This window comes from Streptomyces sp. WMMC1477, from assembly GCF_027460245.1.
Lineage (GTDB): Bacteria > Actinomycetota > Actinomycetes > Streptomycetales > Streptomycetaceae > Streptomyces.
On sequence record NZ_JAPZBD010000003.1, the window covers coordinates 5,544,208 to 5,564,436 of the forward strand.

General features: G+C 69.7%; 19 protein-coding genes and 2 pseudogenes. 10 read left to right on the forward strand and 11 right to left on the reverse strand.

Annotation, left to right across the window (positions count from 1 at the left end; all coding sequences use genetic code 11):
* The first annotated feature begins 235 nt into the window (after positions 1 to 235).
* The 9 genes from O7609_RS24285 (at position 236) to O7609_RS24325 (ending at position 8,584) form a co-directional block, all read left to right on the forward strand.
* Positions 236 to 919: an HAD family hydrolase gene (locus O7609_RS24285; protein ID WP_269744266.1), complete on the forward strand. Its 684-nt coding sequence runs from the start codon at positions 236 to 238 to the stop codon at positions 917 to 919.
* A gap of 51 nt (positions 920 to 970) precedes the next feature.
* Complete coding sequence (locus tag O7609_RS24290; protein WP_269744267.1) at positions 971 to 1,855, forward strand: alpha/beta fold hydrolase; 885 nt, start codon at positions 971 to 973, stop codon at positions 1,853 to 1,855.
* Between the two features lie 399 nt (positions 1,856 to 2,254).
* Positions 2,255 to 3,118: an acyl-CoA desaturase gene (locus O7609_RS24295; RefSeq protein WP_269744268.1), complete on the forward strand. Its 864-nt coding sequence runs from the start codon at positions 2,255 to 2,257 to the stop codon at positions 3,116 to 3,118.
* 12 nt (positions 3,119 to 3,130) lie between these two features.
* A complete protein-coding gene (locus tag O7609_RS24300; RefSeq protein WP_269732756.1) occupies positions 3,131 to 3,388 on the forward strand; it encodes an acyl carrier protein in 258 nt (85 codons plus the stop codon).
* 5 nt (positions 3,389 to 3,393) lie between these two features.
* On the forward strand, positions 3,394 to 4,293 hold the full coding sequence (locus O7609_RS24305; RefSeq protein ID WP_269744269.1) for an SAM-dependent methyltransferase: 900 nt from the start codon (positions 3,394 to 3,396) through the stop codon (positions 4,291 to 4,293).
* Positions 4,290 to 5,564, forward strand: coding sequence for a cytochrome P450 (locus tag O7609_RS24310; RefSeq protein ID WP_269744270.1), 1,275 nt, complete (start codon positions 4,290 to 4,292; stop codon positions 5,562 to 5,564). Before O7609_RS24305 ends, O7609_RS24310 begins: the two co-directional genes overlap by 4 nt.
* The gene (locus tag O7609_RS24315) at positions 5,561 to 6,364 is read left to right on the forward strand and encodes a thioesterase II family protein (RefSeq protein ID WP_269744271.1); all 804 of its coding nucleotides are present in this window, start codon (positions 5,561 to 5,563) and stop codon (positions 6,362 to 6,364) included. The genes O7609_RS24310 and O7609_RS24315 overlap by 4 nt, the downstream gene beginning before the upstream one ends.
* Positions 6,339 to 8,081: a fatty acyl-AMP ligase gene (locus O7609_RS24320; RefSeq protein ID WP_269732752.1), complete on the forward strand. Its 1,743-nt coding sequence runs from the start codon at positions 6,339 to 6,341 to the stop codon at positions 8,079 to 8,081. Before O7609_RS24315 ends, O7609_RS24320 begins: the two co-directional genes overlap by 26 nt.
* Positions 8,082 to 8,137: 56 nt before the next feature.
* Entirely contained in the window at positions 8,138 to 8,584 is a 447-nt protein-coding gene (locus tag O7609_RS24325; protein WP_269732751.1) for a PaaI family thioesterase, read from the forward strand.
* Positions 8,585 to 8,672: 88 nt separating this feature from the next.
* On the opposite strand, the gene O7609_RS24330 is transcribed toward O7609_RS24325, so the two are convergent.
* The 5 genes and pseudogenes from O7609_RS24330 to O7609_RS24785 all read right to left on the reverse strand — a co-directional run bounded on the left by O7609_RS24330 (position 8,673) and on the right by O7609_RS24785 (position 11,963).
* Positions 8,673 to 10,133, reverse strand: a complete 1,461-nt coding sequence (locus tag O7609_RS24330) for a catalase (RefSeq protein WP_269732750.1) — start codon at positions 10,131 to 10,133, stop codon at positions 8,673 to 8,675.
* A gap of 255 nt (positions 10,134 to 10,388) precedes the next feature.
* The gene (locus tag O7609_RS24640; protein ID WP_269732847.1) at positions 10,389 to 10,520 is read right to left on the reverse strand and encodes a hypothetical protein; all 132 of its coding nucleotides are present in this window, start codon (positions 10,518 to 10,520) and stop codon (positions 10,389 to 10,391) included.
* Between the two features lie 98 nt (positions 10,521 to 10,618).
* Positions 10,619 to 11,146 (reverse strand): annotated as a pseudogene (locus O7609_RS24645) (lipase family protein); the annotation flags it as partial.
* Between the two features lie 47 nt (positions 11,147 to 11,193).
* Complete coding sequence (locus tag O7609_RS24650) at positions 11,194 to 11,367, reverse strand: hypothetical protein (protein WP_332328000.1); 174 nt, start codon at positions 11,365 to 11,367, stop codon at positions 11,194 to 11,196.
* Positions 11,364 to 11,963, reverse strand: coding sequence for a hypothetical protein (locus O7609_RS24785; protein WP_443072216.1), 600 nt, complete (start codon positions 11,961 to 11,963; stop codon positions 11,364 to 11,366). Before O7609_RS24785 ends, O7609_RS24650 begins: the two co-directional genes overlap by 4 nt.
* Positions 11,964 to 12,120: 157 nt before the next feature.
* On the opposite strand from O7609_RS24785, the gene O7609_RS24345 reads away from it, so the two are divergent.
* Positions 12,121 to 12,849 (forward strand): methyltransferase domain-containing protein, encoded by a 729-nt coding sequence (locus O7609_RS24345; RefSeq protein WP_269744272.1) that lies wholly within the window; start codon positions 12,121 to 12,123, stop codon positions 12,847 to 12,849.
* Between the two features lies 1 nt (position 12,850).
* Here O7609_RS24345 and istB read toward each other — a convergent pair.
* The 6 genes and pseudogenes from istB to O7609_RS24375 all read right to left on the reverse strand — a co-directional run bounded on the left by istB (position 12,851) and on the right by O7609_RS24375 (position 19,750).
* Positions 12,851 to 13,646 (reverse strand): annotated as a pseudogene (gene istB / locus O7609_RS24350) (IS21-like element helper ATPase IstB).
* The gene (locus O7609_RS24355; protein ID WP_269744273.1) at positions 13,549 to 14,904 is read right to left on the reverse strand and encodes a Mu transposase domain-containing protein; all 1,356 of its coding nucleotides are present in this window, start codon (positions 14,902 to 14,904) and stop codon (positions 13,549 to 13,551) included. The pseudogene istB and the gene O7609_RS24355 overlap by 98 nt, the downstream one beginning before the upstream one ends.
* Before the next feature lie 82 nt (positions 14,905 to 14,986).
* Positions 14,987 to 15,208 carry an aldo/keto reductase gene (locus tag O7609_RS24360; protein WP_443072217.1) on the reverse strand — a complete coding sequence of 74 codons (222 nt, stop codon included), beginning with the start codon at positions 15,206 to 15,208 and terminating at the stop codon, positions 14,987 to 14,989.
* 173 nt (positions 15,209 to 15,381) lie between these two features.
* Entirely contained in the window at positions 15,382 to 15,726 is a 345-nt protein-coding gene (locus O7609_RS24365) for a hypothetical protein (protein WP_269732746.1), read from the reverse strand.
* A gap of 263 nt (positions 15,727 to 15,989) precedes the next feature.
* Positions 15,990 to 17,990, reverse strand: coding sequence for an ATP-binding cassette domain-containing protein (locus tag O7609_RS24370; RefSeq protein ID WP_269744274.1), 2,001 nt, complete (start codon positions 17,988 to 17,990; stop codon positions 15,990 to 15,992).
* A gap of 933 nt (positions 17,991 to 18,923) precedes the next feature.
* Positions 18,924 to 19,750 (reverse strand): IS5 family transposase gene (locus O7609_RS24375; protein ID WP_269744404.1). Its coding sequence is split into 2 segments (ribosomal slippage): positions 18,924 to 19,384 and positions 19,384 to 19,750, totalling 828 coding nucleotides; the frame shifts between segments, so codons are not numbered across the junction.
* Positions 19,751 to 20,229: the final 479 nt, after the last annotated feature.

The following is a 20,229-nucleotide window of genomic DNA, read 5'->3' on the forward strand; positions in this document are numbered from 1 at the left end:
CAACTATACAGGTTCCCGCGAGGACCGAGGTGCGAAGCCCGGCCTGTGGGGAAGCCAACTCCTCCTGGGCGCCCGGCGCTTCAGTCACAGGGGGGTGTCGTGGAACTGTTCGCGGTCTCCGGCCGTGCCAGGCGCTTAGGCGACGCCCCGGCACCGTCCGCTGCGTGTCCACCGGGTGCGAGGAGTGCGTCACCGTCCGCGAACACGGGCCCGTCGGCGGGACGGAGCTGACGGCGTGGACGAGACGGCTGACGCCCGGGGCGGAGCGCCCGAGGTGCCGCGAGGGGTGCTCACCGACTTCGGCGGCGTGCTGACCACCAGCGTGCTGGCTTCGTTCCGTGCCTTCTCCGCACGCGTCAGCGGTGCGCCACTCCTCCTGGAACGGCTGTTCCGCGAGGACCGGGAAGCGGGCGAGCTGCTGGTGGAACACGAGTGCGGACGGATGACGGCCGCCGAGTTCGACCGGCGGCTGGCGGACCGGCTGCGCGCCAAGGGCGTGACCGTCGAATCCTCGGGCCTCATCGACGCCGTGGCCTCGGGCATGCGGCCCGACACGACGATGCTCCGTGCCCTGCGCGAACTTCGCGCCCGCGGCGTGCCCGTGGCGATCGTCTCGAACACGCTGGGCGACAACTGCTACCAGGGATACGACCTCCACGACCTCGCGGACGTCGTCGTGCTCTCCAGCGAGACGGGCAGCCGCAAGCCGGGACGCCGCATCTACCGGACCGCCTGCGAGCGGCTCGGTCTTCCTCCTTCGGCCTGCCTCATGATCGACGATCTGGAGCAGAACCTACGCGGCGCCGCGAGGCTCGGCATCCGTGGCCTGCACCATGTGCGAACGGAGGAGACCACGCGCGCATTGGGGGAGATGTTCGGGATCGACGCCCTTGGCGGCGGAGCCCGCGGGACGCGGTGACACACCAGCCCGGAAACCCCCTGGTCGAAACCGAGGAGGACGGAGGCATCCATGCCCACCATCAGGGCCAGCGGCACGACGATCTCCTACCTGGACACCGGCGCACCGGCCGGACGGCCGGATGCCCAAACGATTCTCTTCGGGCACGGCCTGCTCTTCAGCGGCTGGGTGTTCCACCCGCAGATAGCAGCGCTGCGCCGACACTACCGGTGTGTGGCCATCGACTGGCGCGGCCAGGGCGACAGCCCCGCCACCCCGAGCGGCTACGACATGGACACCCTCACCGGCGACGCCGTGGCCCTCATCCGCGCTCTGGGCGTCGCACCGGTGCACTGGGTGGGGTTGTCCATGGGCGGCTTCGTCGGACAGCGGCTCGCGGCCCGGCACGGCGAACTCGTCCGCTCCCTGGCGCTGCTGGACACCAGCGCCGGGCCCGAGCGGCGCGATCTGGCCGCCAAGTCCAGAATGCTGGCCCTGGCACAGCTCCTGATCGGCATCCGGCCACTCCTGGGCACGCTGCGGCCGCTGCTGTTCGGCCCCGCCTTCCTCGCCGATCCCGCGGCCGAGGCGACGCTCGACGAGTGGGCCGCCCGGCTCCAGCGCAGCGGACGCACGGCGCTGCGCAAAGCGACCCTCGGCGTGGCCGACCGCGCCCCCGTCGACACGGAGATCACCGAAATCACCGCGCCCACCCTCGTCGTCGTGGGCGCCGACGACGCGACCACGCCCCTGACGGAGGCGCAGCGCATCGCCGGCCTCGTCGACGGTGCCCGGCTGGAGGTCGTCGCGGACTGCGGGCACACGAGCCCCCTGGAACAGCCGGAAGCGATCACCGACCTCCTGGCGGAATTCCTCGGCACCTCGGCCGGGCACGCCGTCCCGCCGTCCGCCGAAACGCCCTTGAAGGGAGAGACGAATTCGGGCCACACGCCATGAGAACGAAACGAACTGCCGCGTCCGCCGGCTGGTGACGGACATTCGGAATTCGCGATTCAGGGGCGATGTTCCGGGTTCCCTGCGCCAGCCTGCCGGCAACGGAATCCAGTCCGACAATGAACCGTCCCGCCGCGCTGGACCACGACTGGTTTCGGGTGCGCCGAAAACAGAGAACGCATGGACATGGCCCGTGTGAATCTGCCACTGTAGTCCTCGACGATCTCTCCACTCGGAGACCTGGGGTTGAGTATGGCTGAGGAAAGCGTACGACCCGCAACAAGCCGCTCGGATTCCCTGTCCGGAGTCGGCGCGTCCACTCCCCGCCGGAAAACGATCAGCAACGAGTACATCCACCGTCTGCAGCGCCGGCATTTCCTGCTCTTCGACATCCTCCCCATCGTGGGAACCGCCGTCGCCGTGGCCTTCCTCGCGGTGCATCCGTTCGGCTTGACCGAACTCGTCCTGTTCCTCGCGATGTGGCTCCTGACCGGCCTCGGAGTCACCGTCGGCTACCACCGCCTCTTCACGCACCGAACCTTCAAGGCGGCGCCCTCCGTCTCCGCCACCCTCGCGGTCCTCGGGTCGATGGCCGGGCAGGGCGGCCTGCTGTCCTGGGTGGCACTGCACCGGCGGCACCACGAGTGCAGTGACCGCGAGGGAGACCCGCACTCCCCGAACCTCTCCGGCGGCGGGCTCACCGGCATGCTGCGCGGCCTGCTGCACTCCCACTTCCTGTGGATGCGCCGGCACGCGTACCCGAACATCGTCCACTACGCCCCGGACCTGCTGAAGAACCGCTCGCTCGTCCGTGTCGCACGCCTCTACTACTACTGGGTGGCGCTGGGCATGCTCGCGCCCGCCCTGGCCGGCGGTATCGCCTACCAGAGCTGGACCGGCGCGGTGAGCGGCCTGCTGTGGGGCGGCCTGGTCCGGATGTTCGTCCTCGAGCACATCGTGTGGGCCATCAACTCCTTCCTCCACATGTTCGGCACCCGCCCGTACGCATCCAGGGAGAACAGCCGAAACGGCGGAATCTTCTCCCTCGTGACGCTGGGGGAATCCTGGCACAACAACCACCACGCATTCCCCGAATCCCCCTCGTTCGGGCTCGACTGGTATCGCCTGGACCCCGGCTACTGGCTCATCAGACTGCTCGCGCTCTTCGGCCTGGCCAGGGAACTCAAGGTCCCGTCCAAGGAGCGGATGCGGACGAAACGTGTCACCGACAACCCCGACGACGCCGCTCGCGGCGCCGCTGCGTAAGGGAGTACGCCCATGGACGCAAGCAAGGACGCCATCATCACGTGGTGCCAGGAATATGTCGCCGGCATCGTGGACATGCCCGTGGAAGACGTCGACCCGGCGGCGGATTTCGACCGGCTCGGAATCGACTCCGCGGTTGCCGTGTCCCTCCTCGTGGAGGTCGAGGAACGCTACGACGTCGACCTGCCGCCCGAGGCGCTGTTCGAGAACCCGAACATCAACGCCGTCGCCGAGTACCTGCATCGTCAGATCCAGCAGTCCGGGGTGTAGCGGCGGTGACCCCCGGGGAAAGCACACGCACCGCCGAAGCGGCAGCGGCCATTCGCCACCACTACGACGTCGGAAACGACTTCTACAGCCTCTGGCTCGACCCCTCCCTCACGTATTCGTGTGCGCTCCGAGAAGGCCCCGACGACACGCTGGAATCGGCCCAGCAGCGGAAGCTCGACTTCCATCTGGACGCCGTCCGAGCCCACCGGGCCAGGAGCGTCCTGGACATCGGATGCGGCTGGGGATCCGTCCTCGAACGCCTCAGCCGGGCCCCGTCCGTCGAACGTGCCGTGGGACTCACGCTCAGCACGCGGCAGGCCGACCACGTGACGTCTCGCGGCTATCCCGGCGTCGACGTGCGCACCGAGGACTGGCGGACGTACGAACCCGGCGCCCCCTTCGACGGCATCATCTCCATCGGCGCGTTCGAGCACTTCGCCACACCCGCCGACTCACCCGCCGAGAAGATCGACGTGTACCGGGAGTTCTTCACCCGTTGCCGCGGATGGCTGACCGACGACGGCATGCTGTCACTGCAGACGATCGCCTACGCCAACATGCGCCGCGACAGTGCCAGCGCCTTCATGCAGCAGGAGATCTTCCCCGACGCTGACCTGCCCACCCTCGCGGAGATCACGACAGCGGCCGAGGGCGTCTTTGAGGTCCAGTCCGTGAGCAACGGACGCCTCGACTACGCCTGGACCTGCGAACAGTGGGCACGTCGACTCCGCGCGAACCGCGAGACCGCCGCCGCGGCCGCCGGGCCCGAGACCGTAGCCCGGTACGAGCGGTACCTGAAGCTCTCCGCCCTCGGCTTCCGGATGGGAAAGATCTGCCTGTTCAGGCTGGTCCTCAGGCCCTACGGCGCCACCTACTTCAACAGCCGCGGGGGTCAGCGAGGATGACGCCGGACACGACCACCACGGCTGCACCGGGCACCTCCCGACCCACCCGAGCCCGCGTCCGCTTCAACCCCTTCACCGAGGCCTTCCGCCGCGACCCCTACCCCAGCTACCGGCGGCTCCGGGAAGAGCGGCCGGTCCACCGAACGCTGGGCATGTGGGTGATCACGCGGCACGCCGACGTCCAGGCGGTGCTGCGAGACCGCAGCTTCAGCGCCGGGCTCATCCCCCAGCTCGTCAGCGAGCAGGCGAGCCGCCTGGGACAGGACGACACGGGACGCATCGAGCGACTCGGCGAGAAGTCGCTCGTCTTCACCGACAACCCGGACCACGCCCGGCTGCGCGGACTGGTGAACCGGGTCTTCACCGCGCAGGAGACCGCCGGGCTCGGCTCCCGCGTCACCGAGACCGCGGAGCGACTCCTGCAGCGGGCCTGGGATGACGGGGGCATGGACGCCATCGCCGACTTCGCCGCTCCCTTGCCGGTCATGGTGATGTGCGACTGGATGGCACTGCCGGAGCAGCTGCGCGAGCACGTCGCCCGATGGACCCACGACATCCGATTCCTGCTCGAACCCGGGCTGATGAAGGCGGCGGACTTCACCCGCGTCCGCGAGGTCGTCGAGACCTTCGCGAACGCCCTGGAGGAGGTCCTCGCCGAGCGCCGCGCCCGGCCGGGCGCGGACCTCATCAGCCGGCTGCAAGCCACCAGGACGGCCGGCGGCGACCGGCTGAGCGACGAGGAACTCGTCTTCGTCTGCATCATGTGCTTCGTCGCGGGGAACGAGACCACGAAATCCCTCATCGGCAACGGCCTCCTGGCACAGCTCACCCACCCCGACCAGGCCGGCCGACTCCACCGCGCACCGCACCTGGCGGGCAAGGCCGTCGACGAGGCCCTGCGCTACGACAGCCCCCTGCAGCTGACCAAGCGGCTGGCCACACGCGACGTCGAGATCGGCACCGAACTCATCCGGAAGGGCGACCAGGTCCTCCTCTGCCTCGGCTCCGCGAACCGGGACCCCACCGTGTTCGACCGGCCCGACGCGTTCGACATCGACCGCGACGCCAGGGGGCACCTCGCCTTCGGCCACGGGATGCACGGCTGCCTGGGCGGCATGCTGGCCGAGCTCCAGGCGAAGATCGCCTTCGCATGCCTGTACCAGCGCGCCGAACGCCTGGAACTCCAGCCCGGGGAACTCCAGTGGCAGGACCACAGCTTCATCGTCCGCGGCCTCAAGAGCCTGCCGGTCGCGGTAAGGAGCCCCCGGTGATTCCCCGCTCCCAGCCCAAACCCTGGCTGCGGTACGACCCCCCGACCGGCGACGTCAGCCTGCTCTGCCTGCCCCACGCCGGCGGCGGCGCCTCCTCCTTCACCCGATGGCTCGGCCTGTTCCCGCCCGGCATTACACCCGTGCGGGTCCAGCTCCCCGGGCGCGAGGACGCGGCGTCCCGGCCACCGCCGCACACGGTGTCCGAGGCCGTCGCGGCCCTCCTGAGCGAGACCGCCCGGCTGACAGGCACGCCCGTGGCCCTCTACGGCCACAGCATGGGAGCGCTCATCGGCTTCGAACTCGCGCGGGCGCTCACCGCGGCGGGCACCCCGCCGGTGCACCTGTTCGTCTCCGGTCGTCGCGCACCCCACCGGACGGCGTCCAGGGCGGCCATCCACCACCTTCCCGACGAGGAGTTCATCCACGCCCTGGACACCATGGGCGGAGCCAGCGGCGCGGCCACCCAGAGCGCGGCCTTCCGCCGCTACGCGCTGCGGCTGATCAAAGCCGACCTGCGGCTCTGCGAGGAGCACACCCACCGTCCGGGCCCGCCGCTGACCTGCCCGGTCACCGTCTTCTACGGCACCGAGGACCCGGTGGTGGACCTCGGCGAAGTCGAGGCCTGGCAGTCCCAGACGACGGGGCCCTTCGCCCTGCGGACCTTCTCGGGCGACCACTTCTTCCACCAGCGCCACCGGGTGGACATCGCGGCGCACATGGCCGACGCGCTCGCGACAGCGCTCACCGGCACCGCCGCGAAAGGAGAGGACAAGCATGCGGCACCGAGCATTACTTCCTGAGATCCTGCGGAGCCGCGCCCGACGTCACCCGTCGAAGCGCGCCTACGCCTTCCTGAACGAGTACGGCGAGGAAGCCGACGAGATCACCTACGGGGGCCTGTACGCACGCGCGATGGCGGTGGCCGAGGAACTGGTGGGGCACTGCAGGCCGGGCGACCGGGCCCTGCTGCTCTTTCCGCCGGGGCTCGACTTCATCGTCGCCTACTTCGCATGCCTGTACGCCCACGTCGTCGCGGTGCCCGTCAACCGACCGCGCAAGAGCCGGGTCCACGACGCGACGCTCGGCATCGTGCGGGACTGCGAGCCGGCCGTCGCGCTCACCGCCGGCCCGATCGCCGACACCAGCAAGCCGCTCCTGGACGCGGTCTGCGGGACGCTGCGCTGGATCCGGGTGGACGAGCCGCGGCCGCCCGCGGACCCCGGCTTCGCCCCCGAACCCCCTGCCGCCGAATCCCTGGCCTTCCTGCAGTACACGTCGGGGTCCACCTCCGCGCCGAAGGGGGTGATGGTCTCCCACGGGAACCTCGCCGCCAACCAGGAAATGATCAGGAAGGCCTTCGGGCACGACGAGAACTCCACGGTCGTCGGCTGGGCCCCGTTGTTCCACGACCAGGGCCTGATCGGCAACGTTCTGCAGCCCCTCTACGTCGGCGCGAGCAGCATCCAGATGTCACCGATGGCGTTCATCCGCTGGCCGCTGCTGTGGCCGACCGCCGTGTCCCGGTACCGGGCACACAGCAGCGGGGGCCCGAACTTCGCGTTCGACGCCTGCGTCTCGGCGCTCGAGGCCGCCGTCGCACGAGGCGGCGAGGAGAAGCTCTCCGGCCTCGACCTCAGCTCCTGGAAGGTCGCCTTCAACGGGGCCGAACCCATCCGGCACGACACGCTGCGCCGGTTCCACGCGAGCTTCGCGCCGTTCGGGTTCAGCGCGGAGGCCCTCTACCCGTGCTACGGACTGGCCGAGGCGACCCTGCTGGTGACCGGCAGCGGGAAGGGCCGTGGCGCGCGCACCGTCCTCGCGGACGGCGAGGAGCTCGGCCGCAAGCGCATGGTCGAGGCCCACGGGGGACATGGCCGGACGCTGACGGGCTCCGGGCTCGTCCTCGACGGGGAGGAGGTCCGCATCGTGGACCCGGACACCCGCCGTCCGTGCCGTCCACAGGAGATCGGCGAGATCTGGGTGCACGGTGACCACGTGGCACAGGGCTACTGGAAGAACCCGACAGCGACCGCCGACACCTTCCAGGCCACCTGCGAGGGCGACCCCCGGGGCTATCTGCGCACCGGCGACCTCGGTGTGATCGTCGACGGCGAGCTCTACGTCGTGGGCAGGCTGAAGGACCTGATGATCATCCGGGGGCGCAACTACTACCCACAGGACATCGAGCAGACCGTGCAGTCGGCGCACGAGGCCGTGAACCCCGGTTCCGGAGCCGCGTTCTCGGTACCGGGCGCGGGCGGCGACCAGCTCGTCGTCGTCCAGGAGGTCAAACGCGGCCACAGACTCACGGCCGACGCCAAGGACGTCGCCGGAGCCGTTCGCGCGGCGGTCGTGCAGGAACACGAACTGTCCGTCAAGGACCTCGTGCTGGCCCTTCCCGGACAACTGCGGAAGACCAGCAGTGGAAAGATCATGCGCGCCGCAGCCAGGGAAACCTACCTGGAGGGCGGCTTCGAGCCCTGGGAAACCGGCACGGCCCCGGGCCGGAGCCGCTGAGCGGGTGACTGACCGTCCCCCTCCACCGTCCACCGACCGAGAGAGAGCCCCACCCCATGACCGAGTTCAAGGCGGCCAACCCGGATTTCGCGCAGGCCGTGAAGATGGCCGTGCTGACCATGCCGGCCGCGCGACACCTGGGCTTCGACTTCGGCCGGGTGGAGCCCGGGGAGGCCGAGATCATCCAGCCTTACCGCAAGGAACTGACGGAACACAGCGGATTCTTCCAGGGCGGAGTCATCGGCTCGCTGGCGGACTTCGCCGGAGGCTCGGCGGCCGGCACGCTGTTGCCGCCCGGATGGGTGAACATGACCATCGACTACACGGTCAAGATCCTTGCCGCCGCGAAGGGCGAGAAGCTCGTCGCGCGCGGCCGGGTGGTCAGGCCGAGCACCACCATCACGGTCGCCGCCGCCGAGGTCTTCTCCGTGGACACCGCGGGGGAGAAGCTCTGCGGCACCGCCCTGGTGACCATGCGCAACATCAGGCTCCACACGAGCTGACGCGTCCGGGCGGGTGGGCACCGGGCCGGCCGGCGCCCACCGCTCGACGACGCCGGGGCGTCGGCACGCCCAGCCGGGACGTGGGACCCTACGAACCCTGCCGGGCCCGGACGCCTTCGGCGATGCGCTTGCCCAGGTACGGGTCGATGTTCGTCCAGTACGTGAAGGCACGCTCCAGGACCGGCTCGCTCACCCCGTCGAGGAGGTGGCCGACCACGTTGTCCACGAGACGGTCCCGGGCGGCGTCGTCCAGGACGTCGCGCACGAGGGTGCCGGGCTGCCCCCAGTCGTCGTCCTCCGGATGCGAGACGTAGGCCGACCGGGTGATCTCGCCGTCCGCGGTCCAGCTCGGCGGGCTGCCGTAGCGCTCGGTGTCGGCGGCGGGCCCGCCCTTGGAGTTCGGGGCGTAGACCGGGTCGGAGGACTTCCGGTACGCCATCGCCCCGTCCTTGGAGTACGTGTGGACGTCGACGACGGGCGCGTTCACCGGCAGCTGCTGGTAGTTGGTGCCGAGACGGGCCCGGTGGGCGTCGGCGTACGAGAAGAGCCGCGCCAGCAGCATCCGGTCCGGACTGGGCCCGATGCCGGGGACGAAGTTGTTCGGCTGGAAGGCGGCCTGCTCGATCTCGGCGTGGTTGTCGGTGGGGTTGCGGTCCAGCGTCATGCGGCCCACCGGGATCAGCGGATAGTCGCCGTGCGGCCACACCTTGGTCAGGTCGAACGGGTTGAACCGGTACCCCGCCGCCTCCTCATACGGCATGACCTGCACGTGCAGCGTCCACGACGGGAAGTCCCCGTCCCGGATGTGCTCGAACAGGTCGCGCATGTGGAAGTCCGAGTCGACGCCCGCCATGTGGTCGGCCTCGGCCTGGGTGAGGAACTCGATGCCCTGGTCGGTCTTGAAGTGGTACTTCACCCAGAACCGCTCGCCGGAGGCGTTGATCCACATGTACGTGTGGGAGGTGTACCCGTTCATGTGGCGCCAGGTGCGCGGGATGCCTCGGTCGCCCATCAGCCACGTCACCTGGTGCGCGGACTCGGGCGACAGCGTCCAGAAGTCCCACTGCATGTCGTGGTCGCGGAGGTTGCTGTCGGCCCGGCGCTTCTGGGACCGGATGAAGTGCTGGAACTTCATCGGATCCTTCACGAAGAACACGGGCGTGTTGTTGCCGACCATGTCGTAGTTGCCCTCGGAGGTGTAGAACTTCACCGCGAAGCCCCGGGGGTCCCGCCAGGTGTCCGGGCTGCCACGCTCCCCGGCCACGGTCGAGAAGCGTGTGACCAGCTCGGTGCGGGTTCCCGGCTGGAACAGCGCCGCCTTGGTGTACCGGCTGACGTCGTGGGTGACCTCGAAGCGGCCGAATGCTCCGCTGCCCTTGGCGTGCGGCTGCCGTTCGGGGATCCGCTCCCGGTTGAACTGGGCCATCTGCTCGATCAGGTAGGCGTCCTGGAGCAGGATCGGACCACCGGCTCCTACGGTGAGCGAGTGCTCGTCGCTCTCCACCGGGGCGCCGGAGTCGGTCGTCGTCGAGGGTCGGCTCTGCGTCATCGCTCTCTGCCCTTTCGTCGCGCACGACCACCTTCCTCCTGCTCGGTGCAAGCCGCTACCTGAGGTGCGCTGCTGGTGTGGGGGCGGGGCAGCCGGGGACGGTGCGGGCCACGCCGGTGCCCCGGTCTCGGTGCGCGGGTCATCGAAGCCGCACTCCCCGTGCCGACGCGTGGGTGCCGGGGGAAGGGGACGCGGGGAGACGGCGGCGGCGTCGGCGACCGTGGTGGCGACCGTCCCGTCACCGTCACCGTCGTTTCAGCTCCTGCTCTTCTTCAGAGCGGCCACGTAGGCCTTCATGAGGTGGTCACGTACGCCGTCCGAGGCCGGGGACAGCATGTCGGCGGTGGTATCCCCGGCCCGGTCCGGCAGGCCTCCGACGACGGGCATCCTGTCGTGGACGGTGCCGTGGGAATCGATGGAGCGCAGGGCGTCGACGTGGTGGTGGACCGGCTCGGGCGGGAGCCGGGGAACGATGTCTCGAAGTGCAGGCGGGCGGCGGCCGGGATGGCCAGGGCACCGCCGAGGCTGTGCCCGGTGAACCACAGGCTCTGCCCGTTGTCGCGGAACGCGTCGATGGCCGCGCGGACCTCCGGCCACGCACTGTTCAGGGCTTCGCCGAAGCCGAAGTGGATGAACCCGGTCCCGGCGGGGGCCGGGCCAGGGCGGGGTGGTGATGTCGGAGAGCCAGCCGTGCATCTCCATCGGCTGGGTGCCGCGGAACGCGGTGACGACCCTGCGCGGGCTGGCCATCGTGTGGGCCTGGGCGTCCTGCCGCGGGAAGGGCGGGCTGAACGTCGTGTGGTGGTGGCGGACGCGGTCGAAGGCCCACGCGCGGGCCGTCGCGTCGACCTCCTGTTCCTTCCGTGTGGAACAGCTCGGCCGCGTGGGCCGTGCCCAGCGCGTGGCCGATGCTGTAACGGGTGGCGGAGCGGCCGATGACGGCCGTGGTGTGGTGGGGGTGGCTTCGGCAGTCCGGGTGGGTCCTGACGCTGCGTACCGGGCAGGGGCGTCACGGGGTACGCCGTCGGTGATCGCAGTCCGCGGTACGGGCCTTCGGCGGTCAGGCGGATTGTGGCGGGGCGGTTGGGGGGCCGCTGGCGGATGGGCGTAGTCCGGTCAGGAGTTGGTCGAGTGCTTGTTCTGCGGCTTGCGGGTTGCCGCCTTGTGCGATCCACAGGGCGGCTTCGTTCATGGCGCCGGAGAGCAGCTGGGTGTCGGCGACACGTTGCCTCACCGGCCCGTGACGACGGCACCCAGGGCCTGCGGGCCGACTCCCTCCTTGGGAAGGTACTGGTGCTGCGCCGGAGCGAGGAGCCCGGGATCACGGTCCTGTCCCAGGGCCCGGGACGCGAACTCGCCTCTCCCCCCCTGCCCGCTCGGAACGGCGACGGGCGGTGAAGTGCCGCTCGGTGAGCCCGACCACGTGCCTGACCTGGCGGGCGTGCCCCTTCCATGGCGGTCCGGTGCCGCAGGAGGGACGGCGACCGCAGCGTTCCGTACGGGCAGCCCCAGAACCGGAAGGCGCCCGGCGGTGGCGGGGACAGCGGCCTCGAGCACGCTGCCATAGGCCGGCCGCGAGGGGTGGCTGATCCGGCTGGTGCCCGGGATGGGGAGGATGACGGGGGAGTGGTGCAGGAGCCAGGCGCGGGCCACCTGTGCCGGGGTGGCGTCGAGCTCGGCTGCGACGGCGGCGATCTCTGCCTGGGCGCCGCCAGCCCGGGGGTCGACGGGCCGCCGGGGCAGGAACGCGATGCCCGCGGCCTGACAGGCTGCGAGTACCGGCTCGTACTGACGGTCGAGGAGGTTGCAGCAACTCTTGGCTTTGTTCAACTCCCGCAACAGTGTTTGTCGGCGGGTTCGGGCAGCAGTTGATGATGTTGAGGCTCGTGGATGTTGACGAGAAATGATGTCAGTTGGGGAACGGAGTGTTTGACTGGCCTGTATGTCATCGACTCTTGGTGTGCCCCGGCCCGATCAGGCTTCCTACATGCTGCGGGCTGCCGCCGGCGACGCCGGGCGCGCGTACAAGCAGCAGTTGCTGGACCTGTTGGGTCTTCAGGCAGGCCAGACTGTCCTGGACGTGGGATGCGGCCCGGGCACAGACCTGCCAGCGCTGGCGGAACGTGTCGGAGACAGGGGCACGGTGATTGGCGTCGACCGTGACCCGGCCATGCTTGCCCAGGCTCGCGAACGCGCGAACGATCTGCACCGGGTGGAGATTCGTGAAGGGGACGTGCACGCTCTCCCCGTCGAGCCGGGCACGGTGGATCGGGCCAAGATTGACCGAGTCCTCATGCATGTTGTCGACCCCGCGGAGGCTCTTGCGCAGCTCCATCGTGCAACTCGGTCAGGCGCGCGAATCGGTCTTGCCGAACCCGACTGGGACACCCTGATCGTTGACGCTGAGGATCTTGAGACGAGCCGCGCTTTCACCCGCTACACCACTGCAGAAGTGGTCCGCCATGCGACCGTCGGACGCAGTCTTGCGCGTTTCGCCGAACAGGCAGGCTTCTGCGTGGAAGCTGTGCTCGCCACGACACCGGTCTTCCGTGACTTCCGAGAGGCGGACCACACTCTGGGCCTCGGCCGCAACATGCAGCAAGCCATCAACGAGGGCCGCATCGACCGAGACCGCGGCCATCGCTGGTTCGCCAGCCTCTCCCAGGGGCCGTTCTACGCGTCGTTCACTCTCGTCAGCGTGATCTGCTCCCGCTGATTCAGCCTGCCTTGGCGGGTGCTTCGGCTCGTGCTCGGGTGCTGGCGAGGCGGTAGGAGTCGGTGCCGGTTTCGATGATGGTGCCGTTGAAGGTGAGGCGGTCGACGATGGCCGCGCAGAGGCGGGGGTCGGTGAACGTTTTGGTCCAGCCGCCGAAGGACTCGTGGGAGGCGATGGCGACGCTGTTCTTCTCCTCCCGCTCGGTCAGCACCTGGAAGAGGAGTTCGGCGCCGTGGCGGTCGAGTTCCATGTAGCCGAGTTCGTCGATGTAGAGGAGGTCGACGCGGCCGTAGCGGGCGATGGTCTGTTCAGCTGCTTCTCGTCGGCAGCCTCGACCAGTTCGTTCAGGAGCTTGGTGGCCAGCGTGTAGCGGACGCGGTAGCCCTTCATGGCGGCCTCGGTGCCCAGGGCGATGAGCATGTGGGACTTGCCGGTGCCTGAATCGCCGATCAGGCAGAGAGCTGGCTCTTCTTGATCCACTCGCAGCTGGCGAGGGTGTGGAGGGTGGCCGGGTCGATGTTGGGGTTGGCGTCGAAGTCGAAGTTCCGCAGGGACTTCTCCCGCGGGAAGCCGGCTGCCTTGATCCGCCTCTCCGAGCGGCGGCGGGCCCGGTCGTCGCACTGGGCCATCAGCAGCTCGGCGAGGAAGCCGCGGTAGGTCATCTGGTCCTTCATCGCTCGGTCGGCGGTCTCGGTGAATTCATTGCGGATCGACGGCAGCCGCAGCATGCGGCAGGCGGTGTCGATGGCGGCGTCGGCGGCCGGCTCGGGCAAGCCTCGCTGGCGGGGCAGAGTCACTGTGCTTCTCCCTCTGGGTGGTCACCGCCGCTGGCGCGACGACGTCGGAGCAACTGGTCATAGGGGTCACCGACGGCAGGGGCCTGGTGTCCGGCGGGAGGTGGGACAGCTTCCACTCGTGCAGAGACGTCACGTTCGCCGACGGTGCGCCGGGCAGCCGCCGGCCCGCCAGGTCGGGTTCGGGCTCGGCCTGGGCGGCCTTGCGGGCTTCCAGAGCGACTGCGTCGGCGGTCATCGCCCCGGCGCGCAAGGCTGCGGCCAGACCGGCGACGATGTGCTCGTGCGGCAGGTGCCGTCCCAGCAGCAGGACCTCGATCAGGGCCCGGGTGCCGTCCCGCTCGCCGTGAACCTTCTGAGCCTGAGCCCACCAAGCATCGTGGACGGTGGTGAACTTGCCTGCTGAGCGGGCCTGTTCGAGGGCGGTGAAGCCGGGAAACGCGCCGGGCTTGCGGACCAGGACCTCCAGGTAGTGATCCAGCTCCAGGCGGACGGCGCCCTTGGCGATCAGCCTCTCGTGTCGGGCCACTTCCACGTTCTGGTCGTAAACCACCAGGTGAGAAGCGTGCAGTACGACCCGCACCCGCTTGCCGATAAGTCGGATCGGCACCGAGTAGCGATTGGTGCGGACCGGGATCTGGCCGTAGCGGTCGACCCGCGGGGTGAACAGCCGGCCCGTCTCGAACGGCTGCTCGGGCAGCGGCATCAGCAGCGGCTGTTCGAGTGCGAAGTGCTCGGCGACGGTCTTGGGCCGGGTGCGGATGCGGCGTGTGCCGTCCTGCCGGTCCCACTGTTCGGCCATTTCGTTCAGTTCGGCGAGCGAGGCGACCTCGGGGACAGGAAGGAAGTGGTTGCAGCGGAAGGAGCCGATCTGCCCTTCGACGCCGCCCTTCTCATGGGCGCCTTCAATGCCGGGACGGCAGTAGAAGTTCTCGATGTCGAAGTGCGACTTGAAGGCAATCCACCGGTCGGCCTCCACCCTGGCCCGACTGAGTTCCAGCACCCGTGCGACGGCGGCCTTGAGGTTGTCGTAGCGGACCTTGCTCCGCGGGACGCCGCCCAGCGTCCGCAGCGCGTGGACGTGCCCTTCGAAGAAGGCTTCCTGGCCGCAGGAGGCGAACACCCGGTGGACGGCCCTGCCCGAATACGACAGCCGGAAGGAGAACAAGTAGCAGGTCACCAGCTCGCCGGCGAGACGGATCGTCACGTCGCCGAAGTCGACTTCCGCTGCGGCATGACCAGCACCTTTCACCAGGAGCATCCCGATGCTGCCCTGGCAAGAGACCCGGTGCCTCCCAAACTCATCAACACCACCCGTCCGTGGATCGGGGCGCCTCCCGAACTCACCGACAAGCGACGTCACTACTGCTCGACAAAGCCAAACTCTGGACGCTCGCGATGTCGACCGATGCGCGCATCTTGGCGAGTTCCTCGGTGGTGACCTCGGACAGGCCGATGTGGCCGACCTTGCCCTCGGCCTTGAGGTCGCCCCGGGCGCCGAGGAACTCGGCGAGCGGGGTGTTCGGATCGATGCGGTGCAGTTGGAGCAGCTCGTTCCGTTCCACGCGCTGTCCCGACGGTGCGCCGGGCGACGGCGCATGCGTTCGCCCGGGCAGGCCCGGGCTCGCGCCGCCCAGGTGCCGGTGTGGCGGAGCTGTGCAGTACCCAGAAGCCAACCCCGTCCGCGTCCAGCCGCTCCATCCTCTCCCAGCCGACGCCGGCCAGGGCGCTCTCGTCCTCACCCGGTGCGATGCCACGCCGCTCCTGCGGGGTGTTCTGCCCCTGACGTGATGATGACCAGAGCGCCGCCCTCCCGCAGCCGCTCACACCCAGCCCATGAACGACACGACCCTGGCCGCACAAACGGGTACGTCAGCCGGAGCGTGATCAGGCCGTGGCCCGAGTCGTCCAGCAGCGCCGGGTCGTCACGCTCGATGTCCAGCCGCAGCCACCGCACCCTCTCGCCGGCGGCGTGCTCCTCGCTGGCCCGGGCCATCGCACTGTCAGCGAAGCCGACGGCACCCACGGCGCGGCCGGGGGAAGCGAGGCAGGCGGCCAGCTCCCGGTGCCGCACCCACGTCAAGCGCCCGACCGCCGTCCTCGGGAACGGGCGCGTACTCGGCGAGCCGTCGCCGCCCGCGCTCACCGCCCCCGGAAGGTCCTGCCGTCGCCGCAGTGCTCATCCAGCTGTACGGGAGCGGTGTACGTCACCGTGCTGCTCCTGTGCAACGTGTGGCCAGCGGTGTCGCGTGGCGCGGGAGCCCGGGCCACGGTCCGCCGTCCACGGTCGTCTCGCCTTCGCCGTCAGGGCGGTACCAAAGGCCCGGCGTGACGGCGTGGGCGGGATCAGGTCGCCGTCGTGTGGTCGGACGGCCGGGAGCTGCGAGGGCGGGGGAGCGTGTCGGCCGCGGGCGCGAGCCCGTACTGGGCGGCCTGGGCGGTGAACATCCCCTGATACAGGCCGCCCTCGCGGGCCATCAGGTACTCGTGAGTGCCGTCCTCGACGACGCGTCCCTGATCGAGGACGTAGATGTGATCGGCCTTCATGGTCGCGGCGAGCCGGTGGGTGACGAGGACGACCGCGTGCCCTTCCTCGGCCAGGGACCACAGCCCCTCGAACGCGGCGATCTCGGCGTGCGGATCCAGCGCGCTGGTTGGCTCGTCGACCAGCAGGAACGGCGCCTTCCTGTAACGAGTTCGAGCAGTGCCCACCTTCTGCCACTGCCCACCCGAGAGCTGCACGCCCCGCTCGTAGCCCTTGAACACGATCGAGTCCCACCCGTGCGGCAGGCCCTCGATCAGATCGAGCACGCCCGACTCCCCGGCGGCCCCACGCATCCGGTCCATGTCCCGAGGCCGGTCGCCGGCGCCGATGGCCACGTTCGCGGCCGCCGTCATCTCCCAGCGCGGGAAGTCCTGAGCCAGTACCCCGACCGCGGCGAACACCTGGGCACGGTCCGCCTCACGGAGCTCGACCCGCTCGCCCGTCTCACCCGACCACCAGACACTCCCCTCCGTCGGAAGGAGAAGGCCCGCCAGTACCTTCGTCAGCGTGGTCTTCCCCGACCCGTTCGAACCCACCAGGGCTGTCACCTTCCCCCGGGGAACCCGCAGGCTCACACCCTTCAGAGCGGGCAAGTCCGCTCCCGGGTAGGTGAACGACACCTTCTCCGTCCGCACCTCCCGCACCGGCGCGGGCAACGGCGCGCCGGCGAGCGGGATCGCGTTCTCTTCGGCCACCGCGATGGCGTCCTCCGTGTCGGTGAGGAACAGCAACTCCTCGTAGAGCCGGTTGACCTGCTGCACCAGAGACGTGAGACGCGCCGTCGACGTACGGATCGCGATCACAGCCGTCCCGCCGACGGCGAGCGGCAGACCACCGGTCGACAGCAGCCACCACAGCACCCCGTAGCAGGCCAGCGACGCCACACCCGCGAACGTGCCCGCGACCAGATCCGTGGACGCCTGCGCCCGGGCCAGGCGACGCTGCTCCACCTCCGCCTGTCTCGACATCTCCTCGTAGCTGGACAGCAGCTTCGTGCCGGCGGCGTGTACGCGGATCTCCCCGGCCGCGTGCGGGCGGGTCAGGTACGCCAGGAGGGAGACGACAGCCCGCCGGTGGTCGACCCAGCTCAACCGCGAGAGGTAGTCACGGCGCGCGGAGCGGACCGCTCCCCACCCCTTGGGCAGGGCGATGGCCAGCAGCATGGGCAGCAGGACCCAGTGCAGCGTCACGAGCACGACCGCAGCCGCCGCAATACCGATCAGCACGCTCCCCACGCCGACCGACAGCCGGAGCATGCCGCGGGCGGAGTCGGTGCCGAACCGGCCCGCCTCCAGGACCCGCTGGACCTCCGGCCGCTCGGTCGCCTCCACCTCGACGTGGGTGACGGCCGCGTAGTACCGGGCAGAAACCGCCCGCTCCACCTGTGGCTCAAGACGGCCGGACATGGCCGTCGACCACGCCGACAGCAGCGCTGTGGCCACCGCCGCGACCGCGAGCACCACCAGCGACGGCAGAGCGTCGCGCAACTTGTCACCGGTCGGGCCAGCGGCGAACAGCTGCGTGAGAACGCTGTTGACCGCCACCAGTCCCCAGCCGGCTGTCACGCCCTGCCCGAGCTGTGCCGCCACGAGACTCGCCAGCGCCCGCCGGTCCGTCTGCCAGCCGGTACGCAGGACCATGCCGACCATACGGGGAAGAACGGCTGCCATGCGCCCGAACTTCAACCGGGTCAGGGGACCTTCATGGCGGACGTAGGACTGGTCGTAGCGCAGCCGGCCCCCGTACAGCTCGCGCTCGGCGTCCGAGACGCCGTCTGTGACTGCGGCCTTCGGCGGGTTCACCGTTGCGTCGCTGCCTGGTTCGTCTTGCGTCAATGTGTTCCCCTCGTCGACTTCGTGATGGCGTCGACGTGTCCAACGATGCTCCCGCGACATCGAACGCATGCGCTTTCGGACAGGTTGTCCTCCTGGTGTTGCAGCGGATTCCCGAGGTGTGCACCGCACCGACCCTTGTCGTGCAAGAGCAGCCGGCCTCAAGCCGGTTGGCCGAAACGCCGACGATGGCGCTCGCCACGCCGTGACCGGGTGCCTTGGCACCTACCGACGAGGCCGGTCTGCAGTGTGCGAAACGCTCCCCCGGCGCTGTGGCCTGCCCCACAACGGCGGGGCCCGTCTCGCAGTGCGGCTTGCCTCGGCGCGTCACCGTCTGGCGCGCTCCTTGTCCGCGATGACAACGAGACAGCTCCCTCGACGTCGAGCAGGCCGCCGTCGTTCTCCAGCGCCGTTGTGACGTCCTGGCCGGCCGCCAGGTCCACGACGACGGCCGTCGAACCCTCCTCGCGAGTCCACAGGTGCGTACTGAGCCAGGCCCAGGGCAGCCCGTCGTAGCGCACCGAGCGGGCCGCCTCCCCTGGGGGCGACGTAGGGCTCGCCACACCAGGAATCCAGCATCGACCGCCCCGCCACGGCCACCAGCGGCGGCCCGCCGTCCGCAACGCGGCCCGCGACCGTTCGGGCTCCAGCGGTGCGGTGAGCTGCACGACGCGGCCGCCGGCCTCCGCGCCCCGTAGCGCGGCCGACTCCAGCCCCGCCAGCGCCGCCGTACCCCCATGCGACCCCTCACCTGCCACCAGCAGCCCGTAGCCTTCCGCCATCGCTCACCTCACCTCCTTGTCGGCGTCATGTCCTTCGTGATCAACGGCGCCGGGGGTGGCAGGGAGCGAAGCGAACGGGCGGGGTCCAGACGTTCCAGCCGACGCTGGCTTGGAGCATGTCTCACGTGGTGATCTTGGTCAGCTTCTTGTAGCAGGTCAGAGCCGCTGCGAGTCCGAGGAAGGCCAGGAAGTGTGTGCCTTTCCGTTCGTATCGGACGGTGAGGCGGCGGTAGCCGAAGAGCCAGGAGATCGACTGTTCGATCTTCCAGCGGTGCCGGCCGAGGCGTTCGCTGGACTCGATGCCTGGCCGCGCGATGCGCGGGACGATGTTGCGGCCGCGTAGCCACCTCAGGTGCTCGACCGAGTGGTAGGCCATGTCTGCACGGAGCTTGGCAGGGCGGCGTCGGCGCGGACCGCGCCGCGACCGGATCGCGGGTATGCCCAAAATCAGCGGCAGCAGGGCTTGACTGTCGTGGACATTGGTACCGGACACACCGAGCGCCAGAGGTAAGCCCTGGGCGTCGGAGAGGACGTGCAGTTTGCTGCCCTTCTTGCCCCGGTCGACCGGATTGCGCCCGGTCAGCGATCCCCTTTTTTCGCCCGGACCGAGGCGGCGTCGACGATCGCCGAGGTCCAGTCCAGCTCACCGCGGACGCCGAGCTCATCCAAGACGGCCCGGTGCAGGCGTCTCCATAGCCCGGCCTCCGTCCACGCAGAGAACCGGCGGTGCGCGGTGGCGGGTGAGACGCCGAACGTCTCGGGAAGATGCCGCCACGCGCATACGCTCGTCAGCACATACACCACGGCAGTGAACACGGCCCGTTCATCGCACGGAGCCGTCCCCCCTCCCTGCGGCCGCGAAGCGAACGAAGGGAGCAACGGAGCGACCAAGGCCCAGAGTTCGTCAGGAACAACCGTTGCGAAAGATCGACACCCATGGGAAGGCATCATGCCTCATCGACCTCACGCCACGTGAGACGAGCTCTTAATTCTCTGCGAGCCCTTAGGGCCGGACGACCTGTTGTCGACCTTCGGTATCGGGCCGGGAAGCTAAGGTCGTTCCCGCCCCCCGTCGACGACACCAAGGGCACGTCACACGACGTGCCCGTACGCGACTTGCCGCAGCACTCGCTGCGGCCTCCTCCCTCGGGGTATTGCTCCTGCCCGCCACCGCGGACGCCGCTTTGCAGGCACGGGCCTGCACCGACGGCTCTGTCTGCGTTGACAGCGGAGACAACGGAACCGGCTCCCTCTGCGGCTGGAGCGGCGACGACCCCAACTGGAGGAACGGGACCAGCGTGTGCGGTTGGGCGGGCGGCACACGCCGGTGCAGTCCGCCTACACTGCCGTCAACTACGGCGGGACAAAGATGTTCTGCCTCACTCGGGGACAGCGGGGCAACCTGGCCGCAGCCGGAACCTATCTCA

Bases quoted from the DNA above. Each gene is read 5' to 3' on its own strand.
- O7609_RS24290 (WP_269744267.1), top strand. From the start codon at position 971: ATGCCCACCATCAGGGCCAGCGGCACGACGATCTCCTACCTGGACACC.
- O7609_RS24345 (WP_269744272.1), top strand. From the start codon at position 12,121: ATGCTGCGGGCTGCCGCCGGCGACGCCGGGCGCGCGTACAAGCAGCAG.
- O7609_RS24300 (WP_269732756.1), top strand. From the start codon at position 3,131: ATGGACGCAAGCAAGGACGCCATCATCACGTGGTGCCAGGAATATGTC.
- O7609_RS24330 (WP_269732750.1), bottom strand. From the start codon at position 10,133: ATGACGCAGAGCCGACCCTCGACGACGACCGACTCCGGCGCCCCGGTG.
- O7609_RS24325 (WP_269732751.1), top strand. From the start codon at position 8,138: ATGACCGAGTTCAAGGCGGCCAACCCGGATTTCGCGCAGGCCGTGAAG.
- O7609_RS24320 (WP_269732752.1), top strand. From the start codon at position 6,339: ATGCGGCACCGAGCATTACTTCCTGAGATCCTGCGGAGCCGCGCCCGA.
- O7609_RS24310 (WP_269744270.1), top strand. From the start codon at position 4,290: ATGACGCCGGACACGACCACCACGGCTGCACCGGGCACCTCCCGACCC.
- O7609_RS24355 (WP_269744273.1), bottom strand. From the start codon at position 14,904: ATGCTCCTGGTGAAAGGTGCTGGTCATGCCGCAGCGGAAGTCGACTTC.
- O7609_RS24640 (WP_269732847.1), bottom strand. From the start codon at position 10,520: ATGCCCGTCGTCGGAGGCCTGCCGGACCGGGCCGGGGATACCACCGCC.